The following is a 22,000-nucleotide window of genomic DNA, read 5'->3' as shown; positions in this document are numbered from 1 at the left end:
TTAAAGAGGAAATTTATGGTTTTACTCAATTCGAGTGCACACCACATTTATTGGTTGGGCCGTTATTTAATGCGGATTAAATTTGCTGTATCACATTTACCATTTACCGATGATGAAAAAGCAACTCAATTTGCAGCGGCATTTGGACTGGTCATTGAGCAAGCAGAATTACTGAACTGCTATATGTTGGATACGAAACAAACATATTCATTACTGAACCAGTTCATGATTGCTAAAGATAATATTCAAGAATTAAGAGGGATACTATCTTCTAGCGCTTATGCCGAACTGAATCATGCGATTAAGTCACTTCAAGCTCATCCTGATTCATTAAATAAAGCTTTAGCTCAATGTAATCAAATACTTGATTCTGAAAATGAAGATATAGCCTTATTTCTGAATTTAGGAAAGAAAGTAGAGCAATTAGATATACAACTACGTTTTCAGCAAGACCTTACGGGACTTTTACAGGAGCTAGAAAAATTGCTTCAACAGCTGAATGACTTAGGATGGGAGAAGCTAAATCAATCTTGGCAATTATTAAAAGATCATCCGTCTTGGGATGCTTATTATAATTTTACTCAGCAGCTGGAATATATGTTCGAGGCATGATTATGAAATTGATGATTAATCATCAAACGCATTATAAATATACTGAAACTGCTAAAAACAGTATTCAGTATATTAAGATGATGCCTCAAACATCGCTGCATCAACATGTTGTGAATTGGGCAATCAGTGTGCCAGGTGATAAGACACTCAAAAGAGATATTTTTAATAATATTTGGTTAACCGCTACGCAGCGTTATGAATACCAACATCTTACTTTTATGGCGCAGGGTATTGTTGAGCTTTTAAATACAGAGATAGGTGGAGTAGATGTACCTATACCATCAAAAATATTTCTTCAAAGTACAGCGGCCACTCAATATGATTCTGAAATGTTGGATTTTGCCCAGAAAATTGTAACCGTCAAAGATCGACAACACATTGCTTTGCTCAGTGAGAATATTCTGCAAAAGATGCCATATCAACCAGATAGTACATCTGTTCATACGACTGCCACGCAAGCCTTTCATGCAGCTCAAGGAGTATGTCAAGATCATGCACATGTTTTAATCGCCATGTGTCGTGCGTTACAATTACCAGCACGTTATGTCTCTGGTTATTTATTTGATCAAAATTATCCGCACCTTGCCAGTCACGCTTGGGCGGAGGTATTTTTAGATAATCAGTGGTATTGTTTTGATGTAAGCAATCAATTGTTTACGCCAAAGCATCATATTTATCTCGCAGTTGGACGGGACTATCTTGATGTTGCCCCAATTAGAGGTGTGCGAGAACAGGGTGGTATTGAAAATATGATGTCTGTGGTTCAAGTGTTGGCTTGTTGAATGTAAAGAGAACGAAATGACCTATTGTTGTGCGCTGAGATTAGAACAGGGTTTGGTGTTTATAAGTGACACTCGAACTAATGCAGGGGTCGATCATATTTCTGTATTTCGTAAGCTTCATACTTTCGGTGTAACGGGAGAGCGTTTTATTGCCTTGCAAACAGCAGGTAATTTAGCAACGACACAAGCGGTTATCGGGCATTTGCAAAATGCGCTTACTTTGCAGCAAGAGCCTAATTTATATAGTATTAATACAATGTTTGAAGTGGCTGATTTAGTCGGTAAAACTTTAAAAAATGTTTTAGAAGATATTAGCTCAGATACTCAAGAACAAATGAATTATGCTTGTAGTATTTTGGTGGGTGGACAAATTAAAGGCGGTGATATGCAGCTTTATAATGTTTATCCGCAAGGTAATTTTATTTGTGCTACAACCGACACGCCTTACTTTCAAATTGGTGAAAGTAAATATGGTAAACCTATTTTAGATCGTGCTTTATATTATGCAATGCCGTTAGATGATGCTCTACGCTGTAGTTTAATCTCGTTTGACTCAACACTGCGTTCTAATGTGTCGGTAGGTTTACCATTAGATGCCTTGGTCTATAGCAGAGATAGTTTTGTGATTCCTATGGGTAAACGAATTAGTGAAGATGATCCATATTTTTCACAAATTAGTCGTCAGTGGTCGGATACTTTACGTCGTGGTTTACAGGAAATGCCTAAACCTACAGATGATTATTGGCGTTAAAAGGTATTTCAAATAAAAAAATCCAAGCAAGCTTGGATTTTTTATTTACTAAATTATTAAGTACTTTGGCGGACTGGACGAGTGCTTAAGCGGCAAAGTAATTCATAACCAATTGTGCCGTTAGCTTCAGCAACGTCATCAACTAAACGATGATTACCCCAAAGTTCCACTTGGGTACCAAGTTTTACCTGAGTATTTGTGACATCAATCGCTATCATATCCATACTTACACGTCCTACAACTGGACAAAGTTTGCCATCAATAGCGACAAAGTTTTGCTTAACATAAGTTCTTGGATAACCATCACCATAGCCAATAGAAACTATGGCAATATCCATAACCTGTTGGGCACAAAAAGTTGAACCATAACCAACGTGTTCACCAGCTTGAATATGATTTAGTGCGATTATTTCGGCACTAAAAGTCATGACAGGTTTTAAATCAAGCTCATGTACTGTTTTATCTGCAAAAGGTGAAGCACCATAGAGCATAATACCCGGTCGTACATAGTCAAAATTCAGTTCTGGCCATTTAAAAATAGCCGCTGAATTACAGCAAGACGCTAAAACTGGTTCACAAGCTTGTTTTACTTGCAAAAATTGCTGTTTTTGTTGTTCATTTAAAGGATGGTCTACATCTGCATTGGCAAAATGCATAGCAAGTACACAGGTAAATCCTTCAGATTTTAAAGTTTTAATGACTTCAATAATTTCTGGGTTTTTAAAACCTAAACGATTCATACCGCTATTTAATTTAACCCATACTTTTAAGCCTTGGGCAATGTATGCTTGTTTGTGTTTAATTAACCATTCAAACTGTTGTTGATGATGAATAACACATTCAAATTTTTGCTCAATTGCGACGGGCATTTCATCTTCAGAAAATACGCCTTCAATTAAAGTAACTGGTTGTTCGAAACCAAGTTCACGGATTTCTAATCCTTCTTGTAGGCAGGCGACACCAAAGGCATCTGAGGCATTTAAGGCTGCTAAACAGTCTTTGACTCCATGTCCGTAAGCATTGGCTTTTACCATACTTACGATTTTTGAATTTGCTGCGAGTTGTTTGACACGGTTTAAATTATATTGAAGCGCTTGGCGATCAATATAAACTGTTGCTTGACGCACCCTCATTTACTCCTTTGGGCTAGAGATAGAGTTTATTCTTCATCATCATATTGGCTGTAATACTCAGGAGAGAGATTACTAAAACGAGTATATTGACCTTCAAAGGCAAGGCGAACGGTACCAATAGGGCCGTTACGCTGTTTACCAATGATAATTTCTGCGGTGCCTGCTTCTTTAGATTCTTTGTTATAGACTTCATCACGGTAAATGAACATGATTAAGTCGGCATCCTGTTCAATCGCACCCGATTCACGTAAGTCGGACATTACTGGGCGTTTATTTGGACGGTTTTCCAGACTTCGGTTAAGCTGGGAAAGTGCAATCACAGGACAGTGCATTTCTTTTGCTAAGGCTTTTAAGCTTCGTGAAATTTCCGAGATCTCGCCAACACGGTTATCGCCCATACCCGGAACTTTCATGAGCTGTAAATAGTCGACCATGATACAGCCGATTTTACCATCATGCATTTTTGCAATACGTCTAGCTCGGGCACGAACCTCTGTTGGTGGTAAAGCTGACGAATCATCAATATATAAATGCATTTGTTGAAGCTGCAAAATAGTACCAGTGACTTTAGTCCACTCATCTGCATCTAAATTACCTGAACGTAAATGTCCTTGGTGAACTTTACCCATTGCAGAGATTAGACGCATTGCAATTGAGTCGGCTGGCATCTCCATAGAGAATACGAGAGCAGGAAGTTTATTGTATTGCAAAACACTTTCAACCAAGTTCATGGCAAAGGTAGTTTTACCCATAGACGGACGTGCCGCGACAATAATTAAGTCTCCAGGTTGCATACCGGAAGTTTTATTATCGAGTTCTAAGAAGCCAGTAGTTAAACCAGTAATATTGCCATCGAGTTTTGAAAGTTCATCAAGTTTACTAATTACATCGGCTGTTACAGAGCTAATTGCTTTAGGACCAGAATCTTTTTTATTGTTATTGTGCTGTTCAGCTAAAGAGAAAATACTGGTTTCGGCTAAATCTAAAATTTCACTAACACCACGCCCTTTTGTGTCATAAGCATTTTGTAAAATTTCAGTACTTACCTTGATCATACTGCGTAGTGTAGAGAATTCTTTAATTTTGGTTGCATAGGTTTCAAGGTTATAGAAACTTGAAGGTGAATCAGCCATAAGCTGCATTAAGTATTCTTCACCACCAATAGCATCAAGTAAGTTTTGTTTTAAAAGCCAGTCATTCACTAAGACCGCATCATAAGGTGAATTTTCCTGCGCTAATTTTTCAATTGCACGGTAAATATATTTATGACGAGTGGCATAAAAATCATTTTCTTTGAGTAGGTCACTGATTTGTTCAAAAGATTCAGCAACGGTCATCAATGCAGCAAGCACTGCTTGTTCAATGGCTAAATTGTGTGGGGGAGTGCGAAACTCTTTAAGTTGGCCTGATTCACTCGTCTTATTTTCTGTTGGAGATGAAAGCGTTAAAGAAGTGGCATTCGCCTGAGACATAATTAGACCTGATGATAAAATGTGTGCACAAAAAAAGGGTTTTAAGCCGAGAACTATCTTAAAACAAAAATAAATAAACTACCTAATTAAAAAACCAATTAAACTGAAGAACTGATCAGGAATTAATATATCTAATTTTATTTCATAAATTTAAGAGATAAAAAAAGAGCATGCGTGAGCATGCTCTTTTTTTTGATGAGAAATTACTCAGATACGATAGTAACGAGAACTTCTGCAACAACATCATGATGCAATTGGATTGCGATGTTGAATTCACCAGTGTGACGAAGCGCACCGTTTGGTAAACGAACTTCTGCACGGTCAACTGTAAGACCAGCATTCGTTAACGCGTCAGCGATGTCACGAGTACCGATAGAACCGAAGAGTTTACCTTCGTCACCAGCTTTAGCAGTGATAACGATGTTAACTTCATTCAATTGTTCAGCACGTGCTTGAGCAGCAGCTAATACTTCAGCTTCTTGCTTCTCAAGTTCAGCACGACGAGCTTCAAAAGCAGCAGTGTTAGCTTCAGTAGCTGCAACTGCTTTACCTTGAGGGATAAGGAAGTTACGGCCGTAACCAGCTTTAACTGATACTTTATCGCCTAATTTACCAAGGTTCTTAATGCGTTGTAATAAGATAACGTCCACAGATCACCTCACTTATGGTTGTCAGTGTACGGAATCAAAGACAAATAGCGAGCTTGTTTGATAGCAAGTGCTAATTGACGTTGATAACGAGCTTTAGTACCAGTGATACGGCTAGGAACAATCTTGCCGTTTTCAGTGATGTACTGTTTTAAAGTGTCGATATCTTTGTAGTCGATGTACGCAACATTCTCAGCTGTAAAGCGGCAGAACTTGCGACGACGGTAAAAACGTGCCATTGATGTTCTCCTTATTCAGCTTCTTGAGCAACTTGCTGTGCTTCTTCGCGTTGAGCTTTACGCGCACGCTTTTCTTCAGCACTCTTAGCAAGCAATGACTCTTCAGTGATTGCGTGTTCACGACGGATGATAAGGTTACGAATGATCGCGTCGTTATAACGGAATAATTCTTCTAACTCATCAAGCGTAGTTTGACCACATTCAACATTCATAAGAATGTAGTGTGCTTTGTGAATTTTGTTAATTGGGTAAGCCAATTGACGACGGCCCCAATCTTCTAAACGGTGAATTTGACCATCAGCTTCTTTGATCTGAGAGATATAGCGTTCAACCATACCTACAACTTGATCGCTTTGGTCTGGATGTACCAAAAGTACGATTTCGTAATGACGCATTGTCAGCTCCTTACGGTTTAAACAGCCCCTAAAAAATTAGAAGCAAGGAGTCATAGCTAAAATATAAATAGCTACGTCGCAAAAAATGCGAAGGCTGAATTATAGGTAAAAATTAGACTAAAAACAAATCTTTTGATAAGAAATATGAAAAGTTGTTTTTGAGGAGGAAATCCTCCCTTAATTAAAAGAGAGGAAGATTTGGAGCAGGGGATTGATAGGTAAAGCTAAAGCTCAAACTTAACAGGGTAATTAATATGACCGAGTAGAGGAAAAAACGTTTAGCCCAAAGTTGATCGTTTTCGGCTTTGAATCCAATAATCGATAAATAGAACCAGTATGCAGTTAAAGCATTAAAGGTAATTAAAAAGAATACATTGGTATAACCAAAACAATATAACCCGTTCAAAACAGCTGCAAATAACAGGATATATATTACACATTCAATTTTCGTACGATAAATAGAACGTGCTACAGGCAAAATTGGAATTCCTGCATTTTTGTAATCATCAAAACGATAAATTGCAATTGCCCAAGAGTGAGGCATTTGCCATAAACCGTATGCTAAAAACAAAAGCAAGGCTGCCACATCAAATTGATGAGTTACTGCTGTATAACCAATAACAGGAGGACTCGCTCCGGAGATACTACCAATAACGGTTTGATGGATTGAGGTACGTTTGGTCCACAAGCTATAAAAACCGACATAGACAACAAAACCAATTACTGCAAACAAAAATGCGTAACCATTTACACCAAACCACAAAATGCTAAAACCAATTACCCCAAGTACAAACGCATATATAAGCGCAACAGTAGGAGAGATGGTTTTTTTTACAAGTGCGCGGTTTTGAGTGCGCTGCATCTTTGTATCAATATCTTGATCAATAACATTATTGACGACACAACCTGAGGCAACGACTAACGTTGTTCCAATGAGAGTGAGCAATAATAATAAGATGTCTATAGAGCCTTGGGCGGCTAAGAAGAAGCCGCCCAAAGTGGTAACGAAATTACCGAAGAGAATTCCTGGTTTAGTCAGGAATAAATACTTTTTCAACATGACAATCAGTTTAGATCATCATATTGTAGTGAAGATAATTCATAATCCACACAGAACCGATTAACAGTACAGCGATACATAGGATCGTGTAGATAAATGCAATCATATTCCAGCGTTGTTCAGATGATGTATTCATGTGTAAGAAGTACACAAGTTGTACAAGAACCTGAGCAACGGCAGTAATTGCAATCACTGTAACTAAAAGACCACGGCTGAAACCACCTGCCATCACCATCCCGAATGGGATGATGGTAAGGATAACAGATAGAATAAAACCTACAGTGTATTGCTTAAAGTTACCGTGTGACGCACCAGCAGCATTATGCTCATGACTACTCATTAGAGAACTCCCAGTAAGTAAACGACGCTGAATACACAGATCCAAACGATGTCAAGGAAGTGCCAGAACAAGCTTAAGCAAGCAAGACGACGTGTATTCGGTAAAGTCAAACCTTTAGTTTTGATTTGATACATCAATACCAACATCCACACTAAACCAGAAGTTACGTGGATACCGTGCGTACCAACCAAAGTAAAGAACGATGACAAGAATGCACTATGAGTTGGACCATGACCTTCCTCTACAAGGTGATGGAATTCATAGAGCTCCATACCGATGAAGGTTGCACCAAAAAGGAATGTAATGAATAACCATGTGATTACTTGATTTACATTCTTTTTATAAGAGGCAAGTACAGCAAAACCGAAAGTTACCGATGAAATCAATAAGGCAAATGTTTCAGTTAACACGTAACCTAATGAATTATGGAACAGGTCATATGCACTTGGAGTCCCTGCTGGAACATGACTGCTTAATACAGCGAACGCAATGAAGAGTGATCCGAAAAGAATCAAGTCACTCATCAAGTATGTCCAGAAACCAAAGACCGTTAAATCTGTATCATCATGTTCATGATGACCATCGTGGCCATGGTTGTCGTGATGAAGTACTTCAGCCATTTCCTTAGTCCTTCTTCAAGTGTTTTTCAAGTAAAGCATAGCGTTCGTTTTCAATACGCTCAACTTCAGCAGCTGGAACATAGTAATCAACATTCTTAGTGAATGAGCTTACGATCAAGCTAATAACAGCTGAAACGAATGAAACAACAACGAGCCACCAAATATGCCAGATAAGTGCAAAGCCAAGAAGTGTAATGAACATTGCAATGACAAAACCAGCAGCACGATCAGTCGGCATGTGGATGTCTTCATATTTAGTATTACGTGCGTATGCTACACCGTTTTCTTTGTCAGTCCAGAAACGGTCAATACCGCTACCATCTGGTTCATGCGCAAAGTTGTAGAATGGAGCAGGGGAAGAAGTAGCCCATTCAAGTGTACGAGCATCCCATGGATCGCCTGTGTGGTCCATGTTTTGGTGACGTTGTAAGAAACCAACGATGATTTGCATTAAGAAGCATGCAATACCAATCGCAACAAGAACAGCACCAAATAATGCAATCGCAAGGTATGGATCCCATTCAGGGTTGTCATATGTATTCAAACGACGAGTCATACCCATGAAACCAAGGATATAAAGTGGCATGAATGCAAAATAGAAACCAAAGAACCAGAACCAGAATGCAGCTTTACCCCATGCTTCATTGAGCTTCCAACCAAACATTTTTGGCCAGTAGTAAATGATGCCGGCAAACATACCAAACACCACACCACCAATAATTACGTTATGGAAGTGAGCGATCAAGAATAATGAGTTGTGTACCAAGAAGTCCGCAGGCGGAACAGCCATAAGTACACCAGTTAAACCACCGATACCGAATGTTACAAGGAAGCCGAGCGTCCATAACATTGGAGTAGTAAAGGTGATGCGACCTTTATACATGGTGAATAACCAAGAGAAGATTTTCACACCAGTAGGAATCGCAATAACCATGGTCATGATACCGAAGAACGCGTTAACGTTCGCACCAGCACCCATGGTAAAGAAGTGGTGAAGCCATACAACGAATGCTAATACAGTAATTGCAATTGTTGCATACACCATAGACTTGTAACCGAACAACGCTTTACGAGAGAAGGTTGCAACGATTTCTGAGTATAAACCAAATGCTGGTAATACCAAGATATATACTTCAGGGTGACCCCATGTCCAGATCAAGTTCACATAAAGCATTGGGCTACCGCCAAGCTCATTTGTGAAGAAATGGAAGCCAAAGTAACGGTCTAATGTAAGCATTGCAAGCGTACCTGTTAATACAGGGAATGATGCAATGATTAATACTGCCGTACAAAGTGAAGTCCACGTGAAAATAGGCATGTCCATTAATTTCATGCCAGGTGCACGCATCTTGATGATGGTAACGAAGAAGTTAACACCGGATAAAAGCGTACCTAGGCCAGAAACCTGAAGTGCCCAGATATAGTAGTCAACACCTACACCAGGAGAATATTGAATACCAGACAGAGGAGGGTAAGCCATCCAACCAGTCGCAGCAAATTCACCTAATACAAGTGAAAGCATCATTAAACCAGCAGCACCAGCGAATAACCAGAAGCTTAAAGAGTTCAATAATGGGAAAGCAACGTCACGAGCACCAATCTGTAAAGGAACAGAGATGTTCATCATACCTACAACGAGACCCATTGCTACGAAGAAGATCATGATTACACCGTGTGCGGTGAAGATCTGATCGTAATGGTCAGGATGTAAATAACCTTCACCACCGCCTTTAGCGAGGAAAAGTTGTAAACGCATCATGATCGCATCGGCGAAACCACGCAAAAGCATGACGACAGATACGATGATATACATGATACCAATTTTTTTATGGTCTACAGTTGTAAACCATTCTTTCCACAAATATCCCCATTTTTTGAAATAGGTGATACCGCCAAGCACAGCAATTGCACCAAGTGCCATAAAGACCATGGTGACAAGTACGATTGGCTCTGTCGGGATAGAATCCCAACCCAATTTACCAAAAATCATATCCATGTCTTATTCCCCTTGAGCAGCGTGTTCAGCTGCAGCATGAGTTTCTGCTGTTGCATGCCCAGCAGAGTGGTCAGCACCATGATAGTTACTCATATAATGGTTGATAACTGTTTCAAACAGTTTTGGTTCAACTGAAGAGTAATAAGTCACAGGGTGTGGCTTAGTCGGGAACGGTTTCATCGCTTCTGCTTTAGCAAGCGCTTCTTGATCACCAGCAGCTTTAGCACGATTGACTAAATGCTCGATTTGGTGCTTAGAACGATCGCCATCACGTAAGGTTGCCAATTCAGCTTGGTCAAGCGTAGCTTTTTGCACTGCTTCTGGATTAATAGTTGAACCATTACCAGCTTTAACTGCTGCTACCCATTCGTTGAATTGTTGCTCTGTAACGCTATGCGCTTTGAAACGCATTTGAGAGAAACCATAGCCTGAGTAGTTAGAAGAGAAACCACGATATACACCAGTTTCATTTGCTAACAAATGAAGGTGAGTTTGCATACCTGCCATCGCGTAAATCTGGCCACCTAACTGTGGAATGAAGAATGAGTTCATTGTGAAGTTAGAAGTGATTTTGAAACTTAACGGAGTTTTTTCTGGGAAACGTACTTCGTTAACAGTCGCAATGTTTTGTTCAGGATAAATAAAAATCCACTTGAACTGTTCAGCAATAACCTGAATAGTTAAAGGTGCTTTATCTGATTCTAAAGGACGGTATGGGTCATACTTGTGGGAACCCCACCAAGTTAACCAAGCTAAAATACCAATAATAATGACAGGGATACCCCATACTACAACTTCAATTGCAGTTGAGTGTGCCCATGTAGGTTTATAGTCTGCATCTTTATTTGACGCACGATATTTCCAACCAAACCATAATGCCATGATGATTGAAGGAATCACCACGAGTAACATTAAATAGATCGCAGTCATCATAAGGTCACTTTGACCTTGACCAACTGGACCTTTAGAGTTTAGAAGTACCATATCACCACCACACCCAGTCAAAAGTGCGGCAAGCGTTGATAAAGACAATACAGCTAAAATCGTTTGTCTCATTTTACAACCTCGGTGAAGAGTCCCATTCCCTAATTAAATATGGGATAGCGATTAAAGTGTCGCATGATTGAGAACGCTAGTCTTAAAATTTAGACTTCTCAATGATGCGACACCGCTACGTTGTAGGGCATTATGCCTCATATCGACAAACTAAGCTACATGTAAAGCAGCTTGAAATAATTGTTTTAAAACCCGATTTTTTTTGTAGGGTATCGAATTATGATGGAGCTTTTATTTAAATATCAACTCTCTATAGAAAAAAGGAGGCGGGGCGCCTCCTTTTTTTTAGACATTAAATGAATCAGTCATTCACTGTCATTTGATCACTTTTGTTCTTGCAATTTTGTCATGTAAAGCCTGTCGCTTTTGTCCTAATGCAAAAGCATAGTCAATAATTGTACTAATTGGCATAAATAGTAAGTTTAATATAATGAAAACGATACTTCTGAGTAAGAAGATACGTGTTAGATTAACTTTACCATTAGTTTCAGCATCGACAATTTTAATTCCGACAATTTTTTTACCAATACTTTGCCCAAACTTGGTCAACAAAAATGCTTGAATAGCGAGCATTATTACTACATAAAGTAACATTGTATGCCACGCTTCCACTGGAATTAGTGTAAAAAGCTGCTGCTGAAGTTCAGCTGCTTTGGTTGATGCAACTTCAGCAGACTGCATCTGTTTTTGTAACTCAAAAAGTTGTTTATATTGAGCTTCGTTAAAGAAAAAAGACGGAATGGCTGCAATAGGTAGCCAAAGTAATAAGTCAATAATTTTTGCAAGCGCACGAGATGAAATTGAAGCAAGCTCATGTGTCTTAGTCTCGACTCGAATTTGCTGGATAGTCTCGTTATAAGGCGTATTTGTATTTGCCGAAAAAGCAGAATAACCCGTAGGTTGATATACAAGTTTACCTTGGGTTAATTCTCCTAAAGCTTTCCATTCTGTCATGCCTTCATGCCAAGCTAAATCAGTAAGTAAAACTTGTTGGCTTGCCAACATCTGATTTAGTTGCTCTAAGGTATAAGGCCCAGCTTGTTGATTATTACGTGCCAAGTAAATTTGCATAAGTAAAAATTCTCTATTCTAAAGATGAAAAAAGACCCACGGATGGGTCTTTTTCTATAACAAATTAGATTTGCTTGATTTTTTCTTCAGCAAGGAAGAACCATGTATCTAAAACTGAGTCAGGGTTTAAAGACACTGATTCAATACCTTGTTCCATTAGCCATTTTGCAAGGTCAGGGTGGTCAGATGGTCCTTGACCGCAAATACCGACATATTTACCAGCTTTACGACAAGCATGAATTGCCATAGAAAGAAGAGCTTTTACAGCAGCATCGCGCTCATCGAATAAGTGAGAAACAATACCAGAGTCACGATCAAGACCAAGTGTTAATTGAGTTAAATCGTTAGAGCCGATAGAGAAACCATCGAAGTGTTCAAGGAATTGTTCAGCTAATAATGCGTTAGTTGGTAATTCACACATCATGATGACTTTTAAGCCATTCTCGCCGCGCTTTAAACCATTTTGAGCCAGCAACTCAATCACGCGTTTTGCTTCAGATACTGTACGCACAAATGGAATCATGATTTGGATATTGGTTAAACCCATTTCATCACGAACTTTTTTAAGCGCGCGGCATTCAAGTTCGAAACAGTCACGGAAGTTGTCCGAAACGTAACGGCTTGCACCACGGAAACCAAGCATTGGGTTTTCTTCTTCTGGCTCGTATAACTTACCGCCAATAAGGTTTGCATATTCATTTGACTTAAAGTCAGACATACGAACAATGACTGGTTTGTCAGCAAAAGCAGCTGCAAGTGTTGCAATGCCTTCAACTAGTTTTTCAACATAGAATTCTACAGGTGATGCATAGCCAGCTGTACGTGTCATTACAGCAGCACGAGTTTCACGAGGTAAGCTTTCAATGTTAAGGAGGGCTTTAGGATGGACCCCAATCATTCGGTTAATAATGAACTCTAAACGAGCAAGACCAATACCTTCGTTTGGAATTTGAGCAAAGTCAAAGGCACGGTCAGGGTTGCCTACGTTCATCATGATCTTGAATGAAAGTTTAGGCATAGATTCAATAGAGTTACGCTGAACTTCAAAATCTAATGCACCTTCATAGATGAAACCAGTGTCGCCTTCAGCACAAGAAACAGTAACTTCTTGACCATCAGTTAATACTTCAGTTGCGTTACCACAACCTACAATTGCTGGTACACCAAGTTCACGAGCAATAATTGCAGCATGACACGTACGACCACCACGGTTAGTGATGATAGCCGCAGCACGTTTCATTACTGGTTCCCAATCTGGGTCAGTCATGTCTGATACAAGTACGTCACCGTCTTGTACTTTGTCCATTTCTTTAATTGAGTTAACAATACGGACTTTACCAGAACCGATACGCTGCCCAATTGAACGGCCTTCACAAAGTACAGTACCTTTTTGCTTGAGTAGGTAACGTTCCATTGTGCCAACATTTTGGCGGCTTTTTACGGTTTCAGGACGAGCTTGAACAATATAGATTTGACCATCGTCACCATCTTTTGCCCATTCAATATCCATCGGAGCGCCATAATGTTGCTCAATAATAAGCGCTTGTTTAGCTAACTCTTGTAATTCATGATCATTTAATGCGAACTGTTGACGTTCTTGTTTTTCAACGTCGACAACAACCACAGACTTACCTGCTGAGCCTTCTTCACCATAAATCATTTTCTGGTGCTTAGAGCCAAGATTACGGCGTAATACCGCATGTTTTCCAGCATTTAATAATGGTTTAGAAAGGTAGAATTCATCAGGGTTAACCGCACCTTGCACAACCATTTCACCTAAACCGTAAGATGCAGTAATGAATACGACATCACGGAAACCAGACTCGGTATCTAAGGTAAACATTACACCCGCAGCGCCAGTTTCAGAACGGACCATACGTTGAACACCCGCAGATAATGCGACAACATCATGATCGAAGCCTTGGTGTACACGATAAGAAATAGCACGGTCATTATATAAAGAAGCAAATACTTCTTTGATGGCGATAAGTACGTTATCAATACCGCGAATATTCAAGAAAGTTTCTTGTTGACCCGCGAAAGATGCATCTGGTAAATCTTCAGCAGTTGCAGATGAACGAACGGCAACCGCGATATCAGGGTTGCCGTTAGAAAGTTCTGTAAAAGCGGCGCGAATTTCTTGTTCTAAGGTTGCAGTGAGTGGAGTCTCTACAATCCATTGACGAATTTTAGCGCCTGTTTCTGCAAGTGCATTTACGTCATCAACGTTAAGCTGTGCAAGTTCTGCTTGAATTCGAGCGTTAAGACCGCTTTGGTCTAAGAACTCACGATAGGCCTGTGCAGTTGTTGCAAAACCACCAGGTACCGATACACCAGCATTTGATAAATGGCTGATCATTTCACCCAAAGATGAGTTTTTCCCACCTACGAGTTCGACATCGTGTTTCCCTAATTTTTCTAGACCGATTACGCGCGCTTCCAAAGTTTTCACTCCACTTTTGCAGTATTAATGTCTATCTTGGCATGAAATTAAAAAAATAAAGTGCTTAGTTGAGAATTTTACTAAGCGACAGTCATGTAAGATCAGTTTACTATAAAGATTATATAGCACTAAGACAAATGTTTAAGGAGAATTTTAATGTCAGAAAGTAAACAATTTAAGCGGAGTGTTTTTTTTATTTCTGATGGAACTGCGATTACTGCCGAGACCCTTGGACATTCGTTATTAGCCCAATTTCCCAATGTAGATTTTGATATTCACATCATGCCTTATATTACAACTGAAGAGGCAGCAATGGCAGTTGTGGTTGAGATTAATAAATGTCAAACCAGAGATGGATGTTTACCATTGGTATTTGATACTTTAGTTGATCCGCATGTACGAGAAATTATTAATACGGCTAAAGCAGTTAATCTGGATGTGTTTGAAGGATTAATTAGTAAGCTAGAGCAGGAACTCGGTACACCACCAACGACACTGGTTGGGCAAACACATGCGGTAACTGACTCTGAATATTATAAAGCCCGTATTGATGCTGTTCACTTTGCACTTGATAACGATGATGGGGCACGCACCCGACACTATGACAAAGCTGATTTAATTTTAATTGGTGTGTCTCGTTCCGGAAAAACTCCGACTTCTATTTATCTATCTTTACAGTTCGGTATTCGTGTTGCTAACTATCCTTTAACCGAAGAAGATTTAGATGATAACCGTTTACCAGCAGTATTAAGAGAACACCGTAGTAAGCTCTTTGGTTTAATGATTGATGCAGAACGTTTAGTGGCGATTCGAAGTGAGCGTAAAGCGAATAGTCGATACGCAAGTTTTAGCCAGTGCCAAATGGAATTAAGAGCGATTGAAGGTATTTATATTTCAGAAGGTATTAAATATTTAAATGTAACTGAAATGTCGATTGAAGAAATCTCTACTCGTATTTTACAAATGACTGGTTTAAAACGACGTATCGGTTAATTAAATCAAACATTTATTTAAACCATTCAATTTGAATAATATTAATATATTGGAATTGAATGGTTTTTATTTTTAATACATATTGAAAATAAAAGTTTTAAATATAAAACGCTAAGTTAATAAATAGTTTCTGATTAGTTATCAGCGTGTAAATTTTTTATAGGGAGTTTGTGAGATAAAATAAGCTTTTTGAAAAGAAATGTATATAAAATAATAATCTATATTTTAATAAATAGTTGTTTTTAATTATTTTTTAAATAAACAAATACTTTTTTTCTACACATTTTCCATTTGTTAATTCTATCGCTTGTTATTTAGTTATTGTGATGCAGTTCACATTTTTAACTATAATTTCCCATCTCGATATGGGACTATCCGATTATCAAAATGCTAAAAAAATGTGTTTTTTCATTGGTATATCTCTTACCAATTCATTTATACGCAGCTCAAGTTGATGTACTGCGTGAGCAAGCTGTTCAAAATTATAGAGCAGGCCAAACTCAACAGGCTGTTTCTCAACTCGATCAATTGTTAAAACATTATCCGTATGATCAAAAATTGCTTGCTGATTATTTAATTGTTATGTCAAGTGAAAAAAAGGATCTGACGAATTTTTCCAATTTTTTAGAAAATATTAATTATGTGAATTTTCCTGAATATGCAAAGTTACCTTTAATTCGAAATTTTCGTGATTTTAAACATTTTCAAACAGCAATTGATTGGTCAAATAAACTTAATATTCAAAAATCAGTCGATGGGCGTACCTTACTATCGGTTTTATATGCTGAAGCTCAGGACTCAACGAATGCTAAAACTCAGTTATCAAATATCAACATTAAAGGTTTAAATACTGATCAGTTGGTACAGGTTGCATATGCTTATCGTTTAATAAATTTGCCCATAGAGGCCTTAGCTACAATTGAACAAGCTTATCAGCAAAATTCTAAGTCTTCAGCTGTTTTGCAAGAGTATGTTTATGACTTGGCTGCTATTGGGGCATATAAAAAAGCCCAGCAATTACTTCAAGTAAACGTAAAAAATCAGCAAACTGAGCAGTTACAGCAGACTTTACAAGTTAGTGAGTTTTCTCAGCATGTCAATAATGCAATTGCCCGCTATAAATACTTAAATCGCCAAGGCTTATCAGATGCAGAAAGCTATGCTGAATTAGATGCTGTGTTAGACCAAGGGCAAAAAATACAACAGCAAATGTCACCAAACAACCCTAACTATTTAAGGTTTCACTACGATTATTTGTATGCGCTAGATTTTAGAGGGCGTTCAAAAGCGGTTATAGAGAATTTCACCCAGTTGAATATTCCACTCGAAAAATTACCGGCATATGTACGTCATGCAATTGCTGATAGTTATTTGGCGGAGCAGAAGCCGAAGCAAGCTGAATTTGCTTATAAGACTCTTCTAAACGAAAAAAATTATCCGGATATGATCGTCTATACCGGATTGTATTATTCCTATATTGAACAGGAAAAATATAAGGAAGCTGAACAGCTTTTGGCAAAAGTTGATCACCTTATTCCGACTTATAAATATAGTCAGGCGAAGGGGGTAGATAAAACAAGCCATCCTGATCGTGATGATTATATTGCTTTAAAAGGGATGCATTTAGCCTACGCTAATCACCTGGATCAAGCTGAACAGCACTTTCAAAAAACAGTCGAGCAAGCACCTGCGAATGAGAGCCTGATTAATAATCTTGCGCGTGTAGAACGGTGGAGAGAAAAACCGCTAGAGGCAAAAAAAACAATTTCCCGGTTAAATGGTATAGATCCGATTGCTAAAGACACTCGCATTAATGAAATGCAGAATGCTCAAGCTTTAGGTGATATTCCGACATGGCGGAAAACCACTCAAAACTTAGTGCAATATTATCCTGATGATAGTGGTGTCATAAAAAGCCGCAAAGAGTTGGATGATCGTAATAGAGCCACAATTTCACACTCAACTACTTGGGGCCAAAGTAAGGCCGACAATAGTGATACTGTAAGTGGGCAGAATGGTTTAAAAGACCGTGAAATGGAAACACGTCTTAATAGCCCTTGGATTAAGGATAATTATCGTTTATTTGCTTGGCATCAAGATCGTTATGGTGAATACAATTTTGGTGACGTGCATAACCAGCGCTATGGTGTCGGGGCCGAATGGCAAGCTAATCGTAAGGCATTGTCTGCGATCTTGTCGCAAAGTACAGATGGCGGACAAGCAGGTGTTCGTCTTGATTGGTCTCAGTGGTTAAACGATCACTGGCACTATCAATTGCAATATAACAGCCAGGCTGACATCCCTCTACAGGCAATTGATGCGGGAGAAGATGGCCAGTCTTACCGAGCTGCTTTGACATGGCAAAAAGATGAATCACGTCAAATTGGCGCAAGTTACGGTCTGACTGATATCAGTGATGGTAATAAACAACAAGAATTTTCAACTTTTTGGCGTGAAAGACTATTTGCGGCGCCGCATCACATTACTTATGGCACTGTTCGTGGTTTTTATGGCAGTAATAGCCAAGATCAAACTACTTATTTTAGCCCAAGTTCGCATTACAGCGCGGAGTTGAACTTAAGCCATGACTGGGTGACTTGGCGTGAATATGAGCGTTCATTTAAACAGCATTTCGAGGCTGGAGTGGGGCTTTATAAACAAGCCGATTATTCCACTAAGCCAACCTATTCTTTGCAATATCAACATCAATGGCAGCTATCACGTACATGGCAACTCAATTATGGAATTGGTTGGCAATACCATCCTTACGATGGACATGATGAACAGCATACCTATGGTATTTTCGGATTTGAAGGGCGTTTTTAATGAATAATTTATTTTCGAAAATGTTGAGCTGTGCTTTAGCTTCAACATTGTTACCTCTGCAATTTACATATGCCCAAATAGAAAAAGATTTACCAAAAAATCATACGGTTTCTTTAACTTTTCATGATGTCAGAGATGATGTTTTAAAAGAGGGCGATCGGGATATTTATGCAATTCAAACTAAAAATTTAGCGCAATTCTTTGACTGGTTGAGTCAATCTGACTGGAAGCCAATTCGCCTGAAAGATATTGAAGAGGCTCGTAAGCAAGGTAAAGAACTACCTCATAATGCTATTTTGTTAACCTTTGATGATGGTGCTTTAAGTAGCTACAGCCGTATATTTCCATTGCTTAAGCAATATCAGATTCCGGCAGTTTTTGCACTCCCAACCAGTTGGCTAAATGGTAATACAAAAGCTGGCTATGAAGCCTATGGACAAGGGAACTTGGTGAATTGGAAGCAAGTACGAGAAATGCAGGCTTCTGGCTTAGCTGAGTTTGCGAGTCACAGTGATGATTTGCATCATGGTGTGCTTGCTAACCCTCAAGGGAATGAACAACCCGCAGCAACTTCTTATATGTATTTAAAATCACAAGCGCGTTATGAAACGGATGTGGAATATCAGCAGCGTATTTTAAAAGATTTAAAAAAATCTCATGATGTTTTAAAAAAGGAATTGGGTGTAGAGCCGAAAGCAATTGTATGGCCGTATGGTGCGGTCAATCAGCAGTTAGAAAAACTAGCTCAACAGGCAGGTTTTACTTTTTCTTTTAGTTTAGGACGTGATGGGGTAAATCAGATTAATGACGTTACCTTTAAACGTAGTCTTATGGTGGATAACTCTACAGCTGAACAGTTGTCTGAGACCTTACTCAATATCTTGAACTCTGCAGAGAAAGATTTATATAAACAGCCAAAACATTTTGTGAGTATGGATTTAAAGCAATTAGCTGCTTCAACCAATATTCAGTCAGATGAAAAATTAGGGGCATTGTTATCCAAACTTTATAGCTTAAAAAACAATACGCTGATATTGAAGCCTTTAGATGATCAAGATGGAGATGGGCAATATGACGTTGCTTATTTCCCAACAACTCAAATGCCAGTTAAACAAGATATCTTAAACCGTAGTCTATGGCAGGCACAGACTCGTGCAGGACAAGCGGTCATTTTAGAGTTACCTGTATATCCTCAAAAAAATAAACCGTTTTTGGTGGCAGATTTAGCTAAAGATATGGCACGTCTTAATAGCAATTTAAGTGGTATTCAACTTAATGCCGGAACTGCTTTAAATTGTGCTATGCAAAGTGCAACGATAAAAGAAAGTAACTGTGTTGAACAAGTAAAGCAATTATCACAACTGAGTCAACTGACTCAAAAAGCTGCAAGGCCTTATTTGAATATGAGTAATCAGGCCCAGTTTAGTCTGCTGCTTACACCTGACTTAGAGCATATCGATCAATTGCCAGCGCTTTTAAAATCACTGTTAACCCAACATGATTTAGTGAATCTAAAATTTAATGTTGTGGGTAAGCAGAAACAATTTAAACATGTCTTAGAACTTTTAAATACACTTGATGCGAAATACAAGCAACGAATTATGCTGACTGTAACATTACCAGAAAATGATCAGAAAAATGCTTGGCAAGAGGTGAAACAAAGTCTTTTCGATATTCAGCGAACAGGTATTCAGAAATTTGGGCTTGAAGGTTATACCTTTGAAAATTCAAAAAATGTTCATGAGTATTTATATAACCCAATGAGCTTGAATTCGAGTTCGGTCATGTATAAACCCTTCGTCGGTTTAGCAACTGAGGGGAAAAAGTAATGAGAGTATTACTCGATATTCTATTTGCTTTTGCCTTTTTATATCCTTTGCTTATGGCGTGGACATGGATGGTAGGTGGCCTCTGGTTTTTCTTTAAAAGAGAATACCATGAACAGCAGTTACCTGAGCCTTCAAATGAAGGGTGCAGCATTATTATTCCTTGTTTTAACGAAGAAGCTCAGGTAAGGCAAACTATTCGTTATGCCTTACAAACAAAATATCCAAATTTTGAAGTGATTGCTGTTAATGATGGTAGTAGTGACAGAACTGCAGAAATTCTTGATGAGTTGGCAGCTCAGGATACTCGATTAAGGGTCGTGCACTTAGCGGAAAACCAAGGTAAGGCAGTGGCTTTAAGATCGGGGGTTTTAGTAAGTAAATACGAATATTTAGTTTGTATTGATGGAGATGCTTTACTACATCCTCATGCTGTACTTTGGCTTATGCAGCCATTTCTAAAATTTCCTCGTATTGGAGCCGTCACTGGAAATCCTAGAATTCTCAACCGTTCAAGTATATTAGGGAAATTACAGGTTGGTGAGTTTTCTTCAATTATTGGATTGATTAAGCGGGCGCAGCGTACGTATGGTCGTATTTTTACAGTATCGGGTGTAATTGTTGCATTTAGAAAAACTGCTTTAGTCCGTGTTGGATTTTGGTCTGATGACAAAATTACTGAAGATATTGATATCTCTTGGAAGCTTCAGATGGACCATTGGGATATTCAATATATTCCTCAAGCACTTTGTTATATCTATATGCCTGAAACTTTTAAAGGCCTTTGGAAGCAGCGTTTACGCTGGGCACAAGGTGGGGTAGAAGTCTTATTGGAATATATTCCAAAAATGTTCAAAATCCGTTTACGCCGTATGTGGCCAGTTATGCTTGAAGCTTTAGTCAGTATTGTCTGGTCTTATGTAATGATATTTATTTTCTTGCTTTTCTTAATCGGACTTTTTATTGATTTACCTCAGCAGTGGCAGATTAATTCACTCATGCCCCAATGGTATGGCGTGATATTGGGTGGAACATGCCTCATCCAATTTTTAGTAAGTTTATGGATAGATCATCGTTATGACCGTGGACGTCTTTTTAGAAATTATTTTTGGGTAATTTGGTATCCATTATTTTTCTGGCTACTGACGTTATTTACTAGTGTAGTTGCAGTCCCTAAAACTATATTTAATACCAAAAAGCGTGCTCGTTGGGTAAGTCCTGACCGAGGCTTTCGAGGAGATAACTCATGAAAAATAAAGAAAATAATGACATAGAAGTTTTAGATATCCCAGAATATATTGATCAGCCTAAATATGTGAAAAATAAAACCGCAAACTATACTTTGCAAACAGTAGGCTGGTTTTGTTTAATGTGGCTGTTTTTCCCACTGGTTTCATTATTTTTATGGTTTTATGAAGGGCATCTCATCTATGACTATGTATGGGTAGATCATATTTCTGAGGTCAATACAGTCCTCCATTTACTTCTTTTAATATCCGTAAGTGCTTTGGTCTTGATTTTATGGGCGAGTTATAACTGGCTTAGATTTCATGGTGATGATCGCCGCAGCAAAGCTCCGAATAGTCCTGTTGAGTTATTGGCTTCACAATTTATGGTCAGTACCGAGTCATTATCAGAGTTACAAAAGTCTCAGCGCATCATCTTACATTATGATGATCAGGGATATTTAACTCGATATGATTTGAAATGAGTAAAAAAAAGCATGGTCTATCAACCA

At 38.6% G+C, this 22,000-nt stretch carries 20 protein-coding genes; 8 read left to right on the top strand and 12 right to left on the bottom strand.

Annotated elements, in window-relative coordinates; genetic code table 11:
• The first annotated feature begins 15 nt into the window (after positions 1-15).
• Genes J576_RS13510 through J576_RS13500 form a run of 3 tightly spaced genes read left to right on the top strand, consistent with a single transcriptional unit; the run spans position 16 to position 2,145 of the window.
• Complete coding sequence (locus J576_RS13510) at positions 16-612, top strand: alpha-E domain-containing protein (protein ID WP_002049176.1); 597 nt, start codon at positions 16-18, stop codon at positions 610-612.
• A 2-nt stretch (positions 613-614) separates the two neighbouring features.
• A complete protein-coding gene (locus J576_RS13505; protein WP_002049307.1) occupies positions 615-1,394 on the top strand; it encodes a transglutaminase family protein in 780 nt (259 codons plus the stop codon).
• Between the two features lie 16 nt (positions 1,395-1,410).
• On the top strand, positions 1,411-2,145 hold the full coding sequence (locus J576_RS13500) for a proteasome-type protease (RefSeq protein WP_002049189.1): 735 nt from the start codon (positions 1,411-1,413) through the stop codon (positions 2,143-2,145).
• 56 nt (positions 2,146-2,201) lie between these two features.
• On the opposite strand, the gene alr is transcribed toward J576_RS13500, so the two are convergent.
• The 12 genes from alr to ppsA form a co-directional block, all read right to left on the bottom strand.
• Complete coding sequence (gene alr / locus J576_RS13495) at positions 2,202-3,272, bottom strand: alanine racemase (RefSeq protein ID WP_002049086.1); 1,071 nt, start codon at positions 3,270-3,272, stop codon at positions 2,202-2,204.
• A 32-nt stretch (positions 3,273-3,304) separates the two neighbouring features.
• The gene (dnaB, locus tag J576_RS13490; protein WP_002049228.1) at positions 3,305-4,750 is read right to left on the bottom strand and encodes a replicative DNA helicase; all 1,446 of its coding nucleotides are present in this window, start codon (positions 4,748-4,750) and stop codon (positions 3,305-3,307) included.
• Between the two features lie 203 nt (positions 4,751-4,953).
• On the bottom strand, positions 4,954-5,400 hold the full coding sequence (gene rplI, locus J576_RS13485; RefSeq protein ID WP_000382591.1) for a 50S ribosomal protein L9: 447 nt from the start codon (positions 5,398-5,400) through the stop codon (positions 4,954-4,956).
• Positions 5,401-5,408: 8 nt separating this feature from the next.
• Positions 5,409-5,636 carry a 30S ribosomal protein S18 gene (gene rpsR / locus J576_RS13480; RefSeq protein ID WP_000090661.1) on the bottom strand — a complete coding sequence of 76 codons (228 nt, stop codon included), beginning with the start codon at positions 5,634-5,636 and terminating at the stop codon, positions 5,409-5,411.
• 11 nt (positions 5,637-5,647) lie between these two features.
• Positions 5,648-6,031: a 30S ribosomal protein S6 gene (gene rpsF / locus J576_RS13475; protein ID WP_002049107.1), complete on the bottom strand. Its 384-nt coding sequence runs from the start codon at positions 6,029-6,031 to the stop codon at positions 5,648-5,650.
• Between the two features lie 181 nt (positions 6,032-6,212).
• Positions 6,213-7,091, bottom strand: coding sequence for a heme o synthase (gene cyoE, locus J576_RS13470; RefSeq protein ID WP_002049287.1), 879 nt, complete (start codon positions 7,089-7,091; stop codon positions 6,213-6,215).
• A 10-nt stretch (positions 7,092-7,101) separates the two neighbouring features.
• Positions 7,102-7,431, bottom strand: coding sequence for a cytochrome o ubiquinol oxidase subunit IV (locus J576_RS13465; protein ID WP_000094534.1), 330 nt, complete (start codon positions 7,429-7,431; stop codon positions 7,102-7,104).
• Positions 7,431-8,051, bottom strand: a complete 621-nt coding sequence (gene cyoC / locus J576_RS13460; protein WP_002049203.1) for a cytochrome o ubiquinol oxidase subunit III — start codon at positions 8,049-8,051, stop codon at positions 7,431-7,433. The genes J576_RS13465 and cyoC overlap by 1 nt, the downstream gene beginning before the upstream one ends.
• Before the next feature lie 4 nt (positions 8,052-8,055).
• Positions 8,056-10,047, bottom strand: a complete 1,992-nt coding sequence (gene cyoB, locus J576_RS13455; protein ID WP_002049358.1) for a cytochrome o ubiquinol oxidase subunit I — start codon at positions 10,045-10,047, stop codon at positions 8,056-8,058.
• A 3-nt stretch (positions 10,048-10,050) separates the two neighbouring features.
• Entirely contained in the window at positions 10,051-11,103 is a 1,053-nt protein-coding gene (gene cyoA, locus J576_RS13450) for a ubiquinol oxidase subunit II (protein WP_002049341.1), read from the bottom strand.
• A 315-nt stretch (positions 11,104-11,418) separates the two neighbouring features.
• On the bottom strand, positions 11,419-12,174 hold the full coding sequence (locus J576_RS13445; protein WP_002049111.1) for an RDD family protein: 756 nt from the start codon (positions 12,172-12,174) through the stop codon (positions 11,419-11,421).
• 64 nt (positions 12,175-12,238) lie between these two features.
• On the bottom strand, positions 12,239-14,626 hold the full coding sequence (gene ppsA, locus J576_RS13440; RefSeq protein ID WP_170318176.1) for a phosphoenolpyruvate synthase: 2,388 nt from the start codon (positions 14,624-14,626) through the stop codon (positions 12,239-12,241).
• Positions 14,627-14,773: 147 nt separating this feature from the next.
• On the opposite strand from ppsA, the gene ppsR reads away from it, so the two are divergent.
• The 5 genes from ppsR (at position 14,774) to pgaD (ending at position 21,973) form a co-directional block, all read left to right on the top strand.
• Positions 14,774-15,610, top strand: coding sequence for a posphoenolpyruvate synthetase regulatory kinase/phosphorylase PpsR (gene ppsR / locus J576_RS13435; RefSeq protein ID WP_000004354.1), 837 nt, complete (start codon positions 14,774-14,776; stop codon positions 15,608-15,610).
• 387 nt (positions 15,611-15,997) lie between these two features.
• Complete coding sequence (gene pgaA / locus J576_RS13430) at positions 15,998-18,436, top strand: poly-beta-1,6 N-acetyl-D-glucosamine export porin PgaA (protein ID WP_002049192.1); 2,439 nt, start codon at positions 15,998-16,000, stop codon at positions 18,434-18,436.
• Positions 18,436-20,265: a poly-beta-1,6-N-acetyl-D-glucosamine N-deacetylase PgaB gene (pgaB, locus tag J576_RS13425; RefSeq protein WP_002049294.1), complete on the top strand. Its 1,830-nt coding sequence runs from the start codon at positions 18,436-18,438 to the stop codon at positions 20,263-20,265. The genes pgaA and pgaB overlap by 1 nt, the downstream gene beginning before the upstream one ends.
• Positions 20,265-21,512, top strand: coding sequence for a poly-beta-1,6-N-acetyl-D-glucosamine synthase (gene pgaC / locus J576_RS13420; protein ID WP_002049144.1), 1,248 nt, complete (start codon positions 20,265-20,267; stop codon positions 21,510-21,512). The genes pgaB and pgaC overlap by 1 nt, the downstream gene beginning before the upstream one ends.
• Positions 21,509-21,973, top strand: a complete 465-nt coding sequence (pgaD, locus tag J576_RS13415) for a poly-beta-1,6-N-acetyl-D-glucosamine biosynthesis protein PgaD (protein WP_002049238.1) — start codon at positions 21,509-21,511, stop codon at positions 21,971-21,973. Before pgaC ends, pgaD begins: the two co-directional genes overlap by 4 nt.
• Positions 21,974-22,000 lie beyond the last annotated feature (27 nt).

Origin of the sequence: Acinetobacter sp. 766875 (genome assembly GCF_000582055.1) — a bacterium.
GTDB lineage: Bacteria > Pseudomonadota > Gammaproteobacteria > Pseudomonadales > Moraxellaceae > Acinetobacter > Acinetobacter nosocomialis.
This window is presented reverse-complemented; position numbering and strand designations above follow the sequence as displayed.

What these genes read in the sequence shown, in the direction of transcription:
- J576_RS13510 (WP_002049176.1), top strand. Translation starts at nt 16, where the DNA reads ATGGTTTTACTCAATTCGAGTGCACACCACATTTATTGGTTGGGCCGT.
- J576_RS13505 (WP_002049307.1), top strand. Translation starts at nt 615, where the DNA reads ATGAAATTGATGATTAATCATCAAACGCATTATAAATATACTGAAACT.
- J576_RS13500 (WP_002049189.1), top strand. Translation starts at nt 1,411, where the DNA reads ATGACCTATTGTTGTGCGCTGAGATTAGAACAGGGTTTGGTGTTTATA.
- dnaB (WP_002049228.1), bottom strand. Translation starts at nt 4,750, where the DNA reads ATGTCTCAGGCGAATGCCACTTCTTTAACGCTTTCATCTCCAACAGAA.
- rpsR (WP_000090661.1), bottom strand. Translation starts at nt 5,636, where the DNA reads ATGGCACGTTTTTACCGTCGTCGCAAGTTCTGCCGCTTTACAGCTGAG.
- rpsF (WP_002049107.1), bottom strand. Translation starts at nt 6,031, where the DNA reads ATGCGTCATTACGAAATCGTACTTTTGGTACATCCAGACCAAAGCGAT.
- cyoE (WP_002049287.1), bottom strand. Translation starts at nt 7,091, where the DNA reads ATGTTGAAAAAGTATTTATTCCTGACTAAACCAGGAATTCTCTTCGGT.
- J576_RS13465 (WP_000094534.1), bottom strand. Translation starts at nt 7,431, where the DNA reads ATGAGTAGTCATGAGCATAATGCTGCTGGTGCGTCACACGGTAACTTT.
- cyoC (WP_002049203.1), bottom strand. Translation starts at nt 8,051, where the DNA reads ATGGCTGAAGTACTTCATCACGACAACCATGGCCACGATGGTCATCAT.
- cyoB (WP_002049358.1), bottom strand. Translation starts at nt 10,047, where the DNA reads ATGGATATGATTTTTGGTAAATTGGGTTGGGATTCTATCCCGACAGAG.
- cyoA (WP_002049341.1), bottom strand. Translation starts at nt 11,103, where the DNA reads ATGAGACAAACGATTTTAGCTGTATTGTCTTTATCAACGCTTGCCGCA.
- J576_RS13445 (WP_002049111.1), bottom strand. Translation starts at nt 12,174, where the DNA reads ATGCAAATTTACTTGGCACGTAATAATCAACAAGCTGGGCCTTATACC.
- ppsR (WP_000004354.1), top strand. Translation starts at nt 14,774, where the DNA reads ATGTCAGAAAGTAAACAATTTAAGCGGAGTGTTTTTTTTATTTCTGAT.
- pgaA (WP_002049192.1), top strand. Translation starts at nt 15,998, where the DNA reads ATGCTAAAAAAATGTGTTTTTTCATTGGTATATCTCTTACCAATTCAT.
- pgaB (WP_002049294.1), top strand. Translation starts at nt 18,436, where the DNA reads ATGAATAATTTATTTTCGAAAATGTTGAGCTGTGCTTTAGCTTCAACA.
- pgaC (WP_002049144.1), top strand. Translation starts at nt 20,265, where the DNA reads ATGAGAGTATTACTCGATATTCTATTTGCTTTTGCCTTTTTATATCCT.
- pgaD (WP_002049238.1), top strand. Translation starts at nt 21,509, where the DNA reads ATGAAAAATAAAGAAAATAATGACATAGAAGTTTTAGATATCCCAGAA.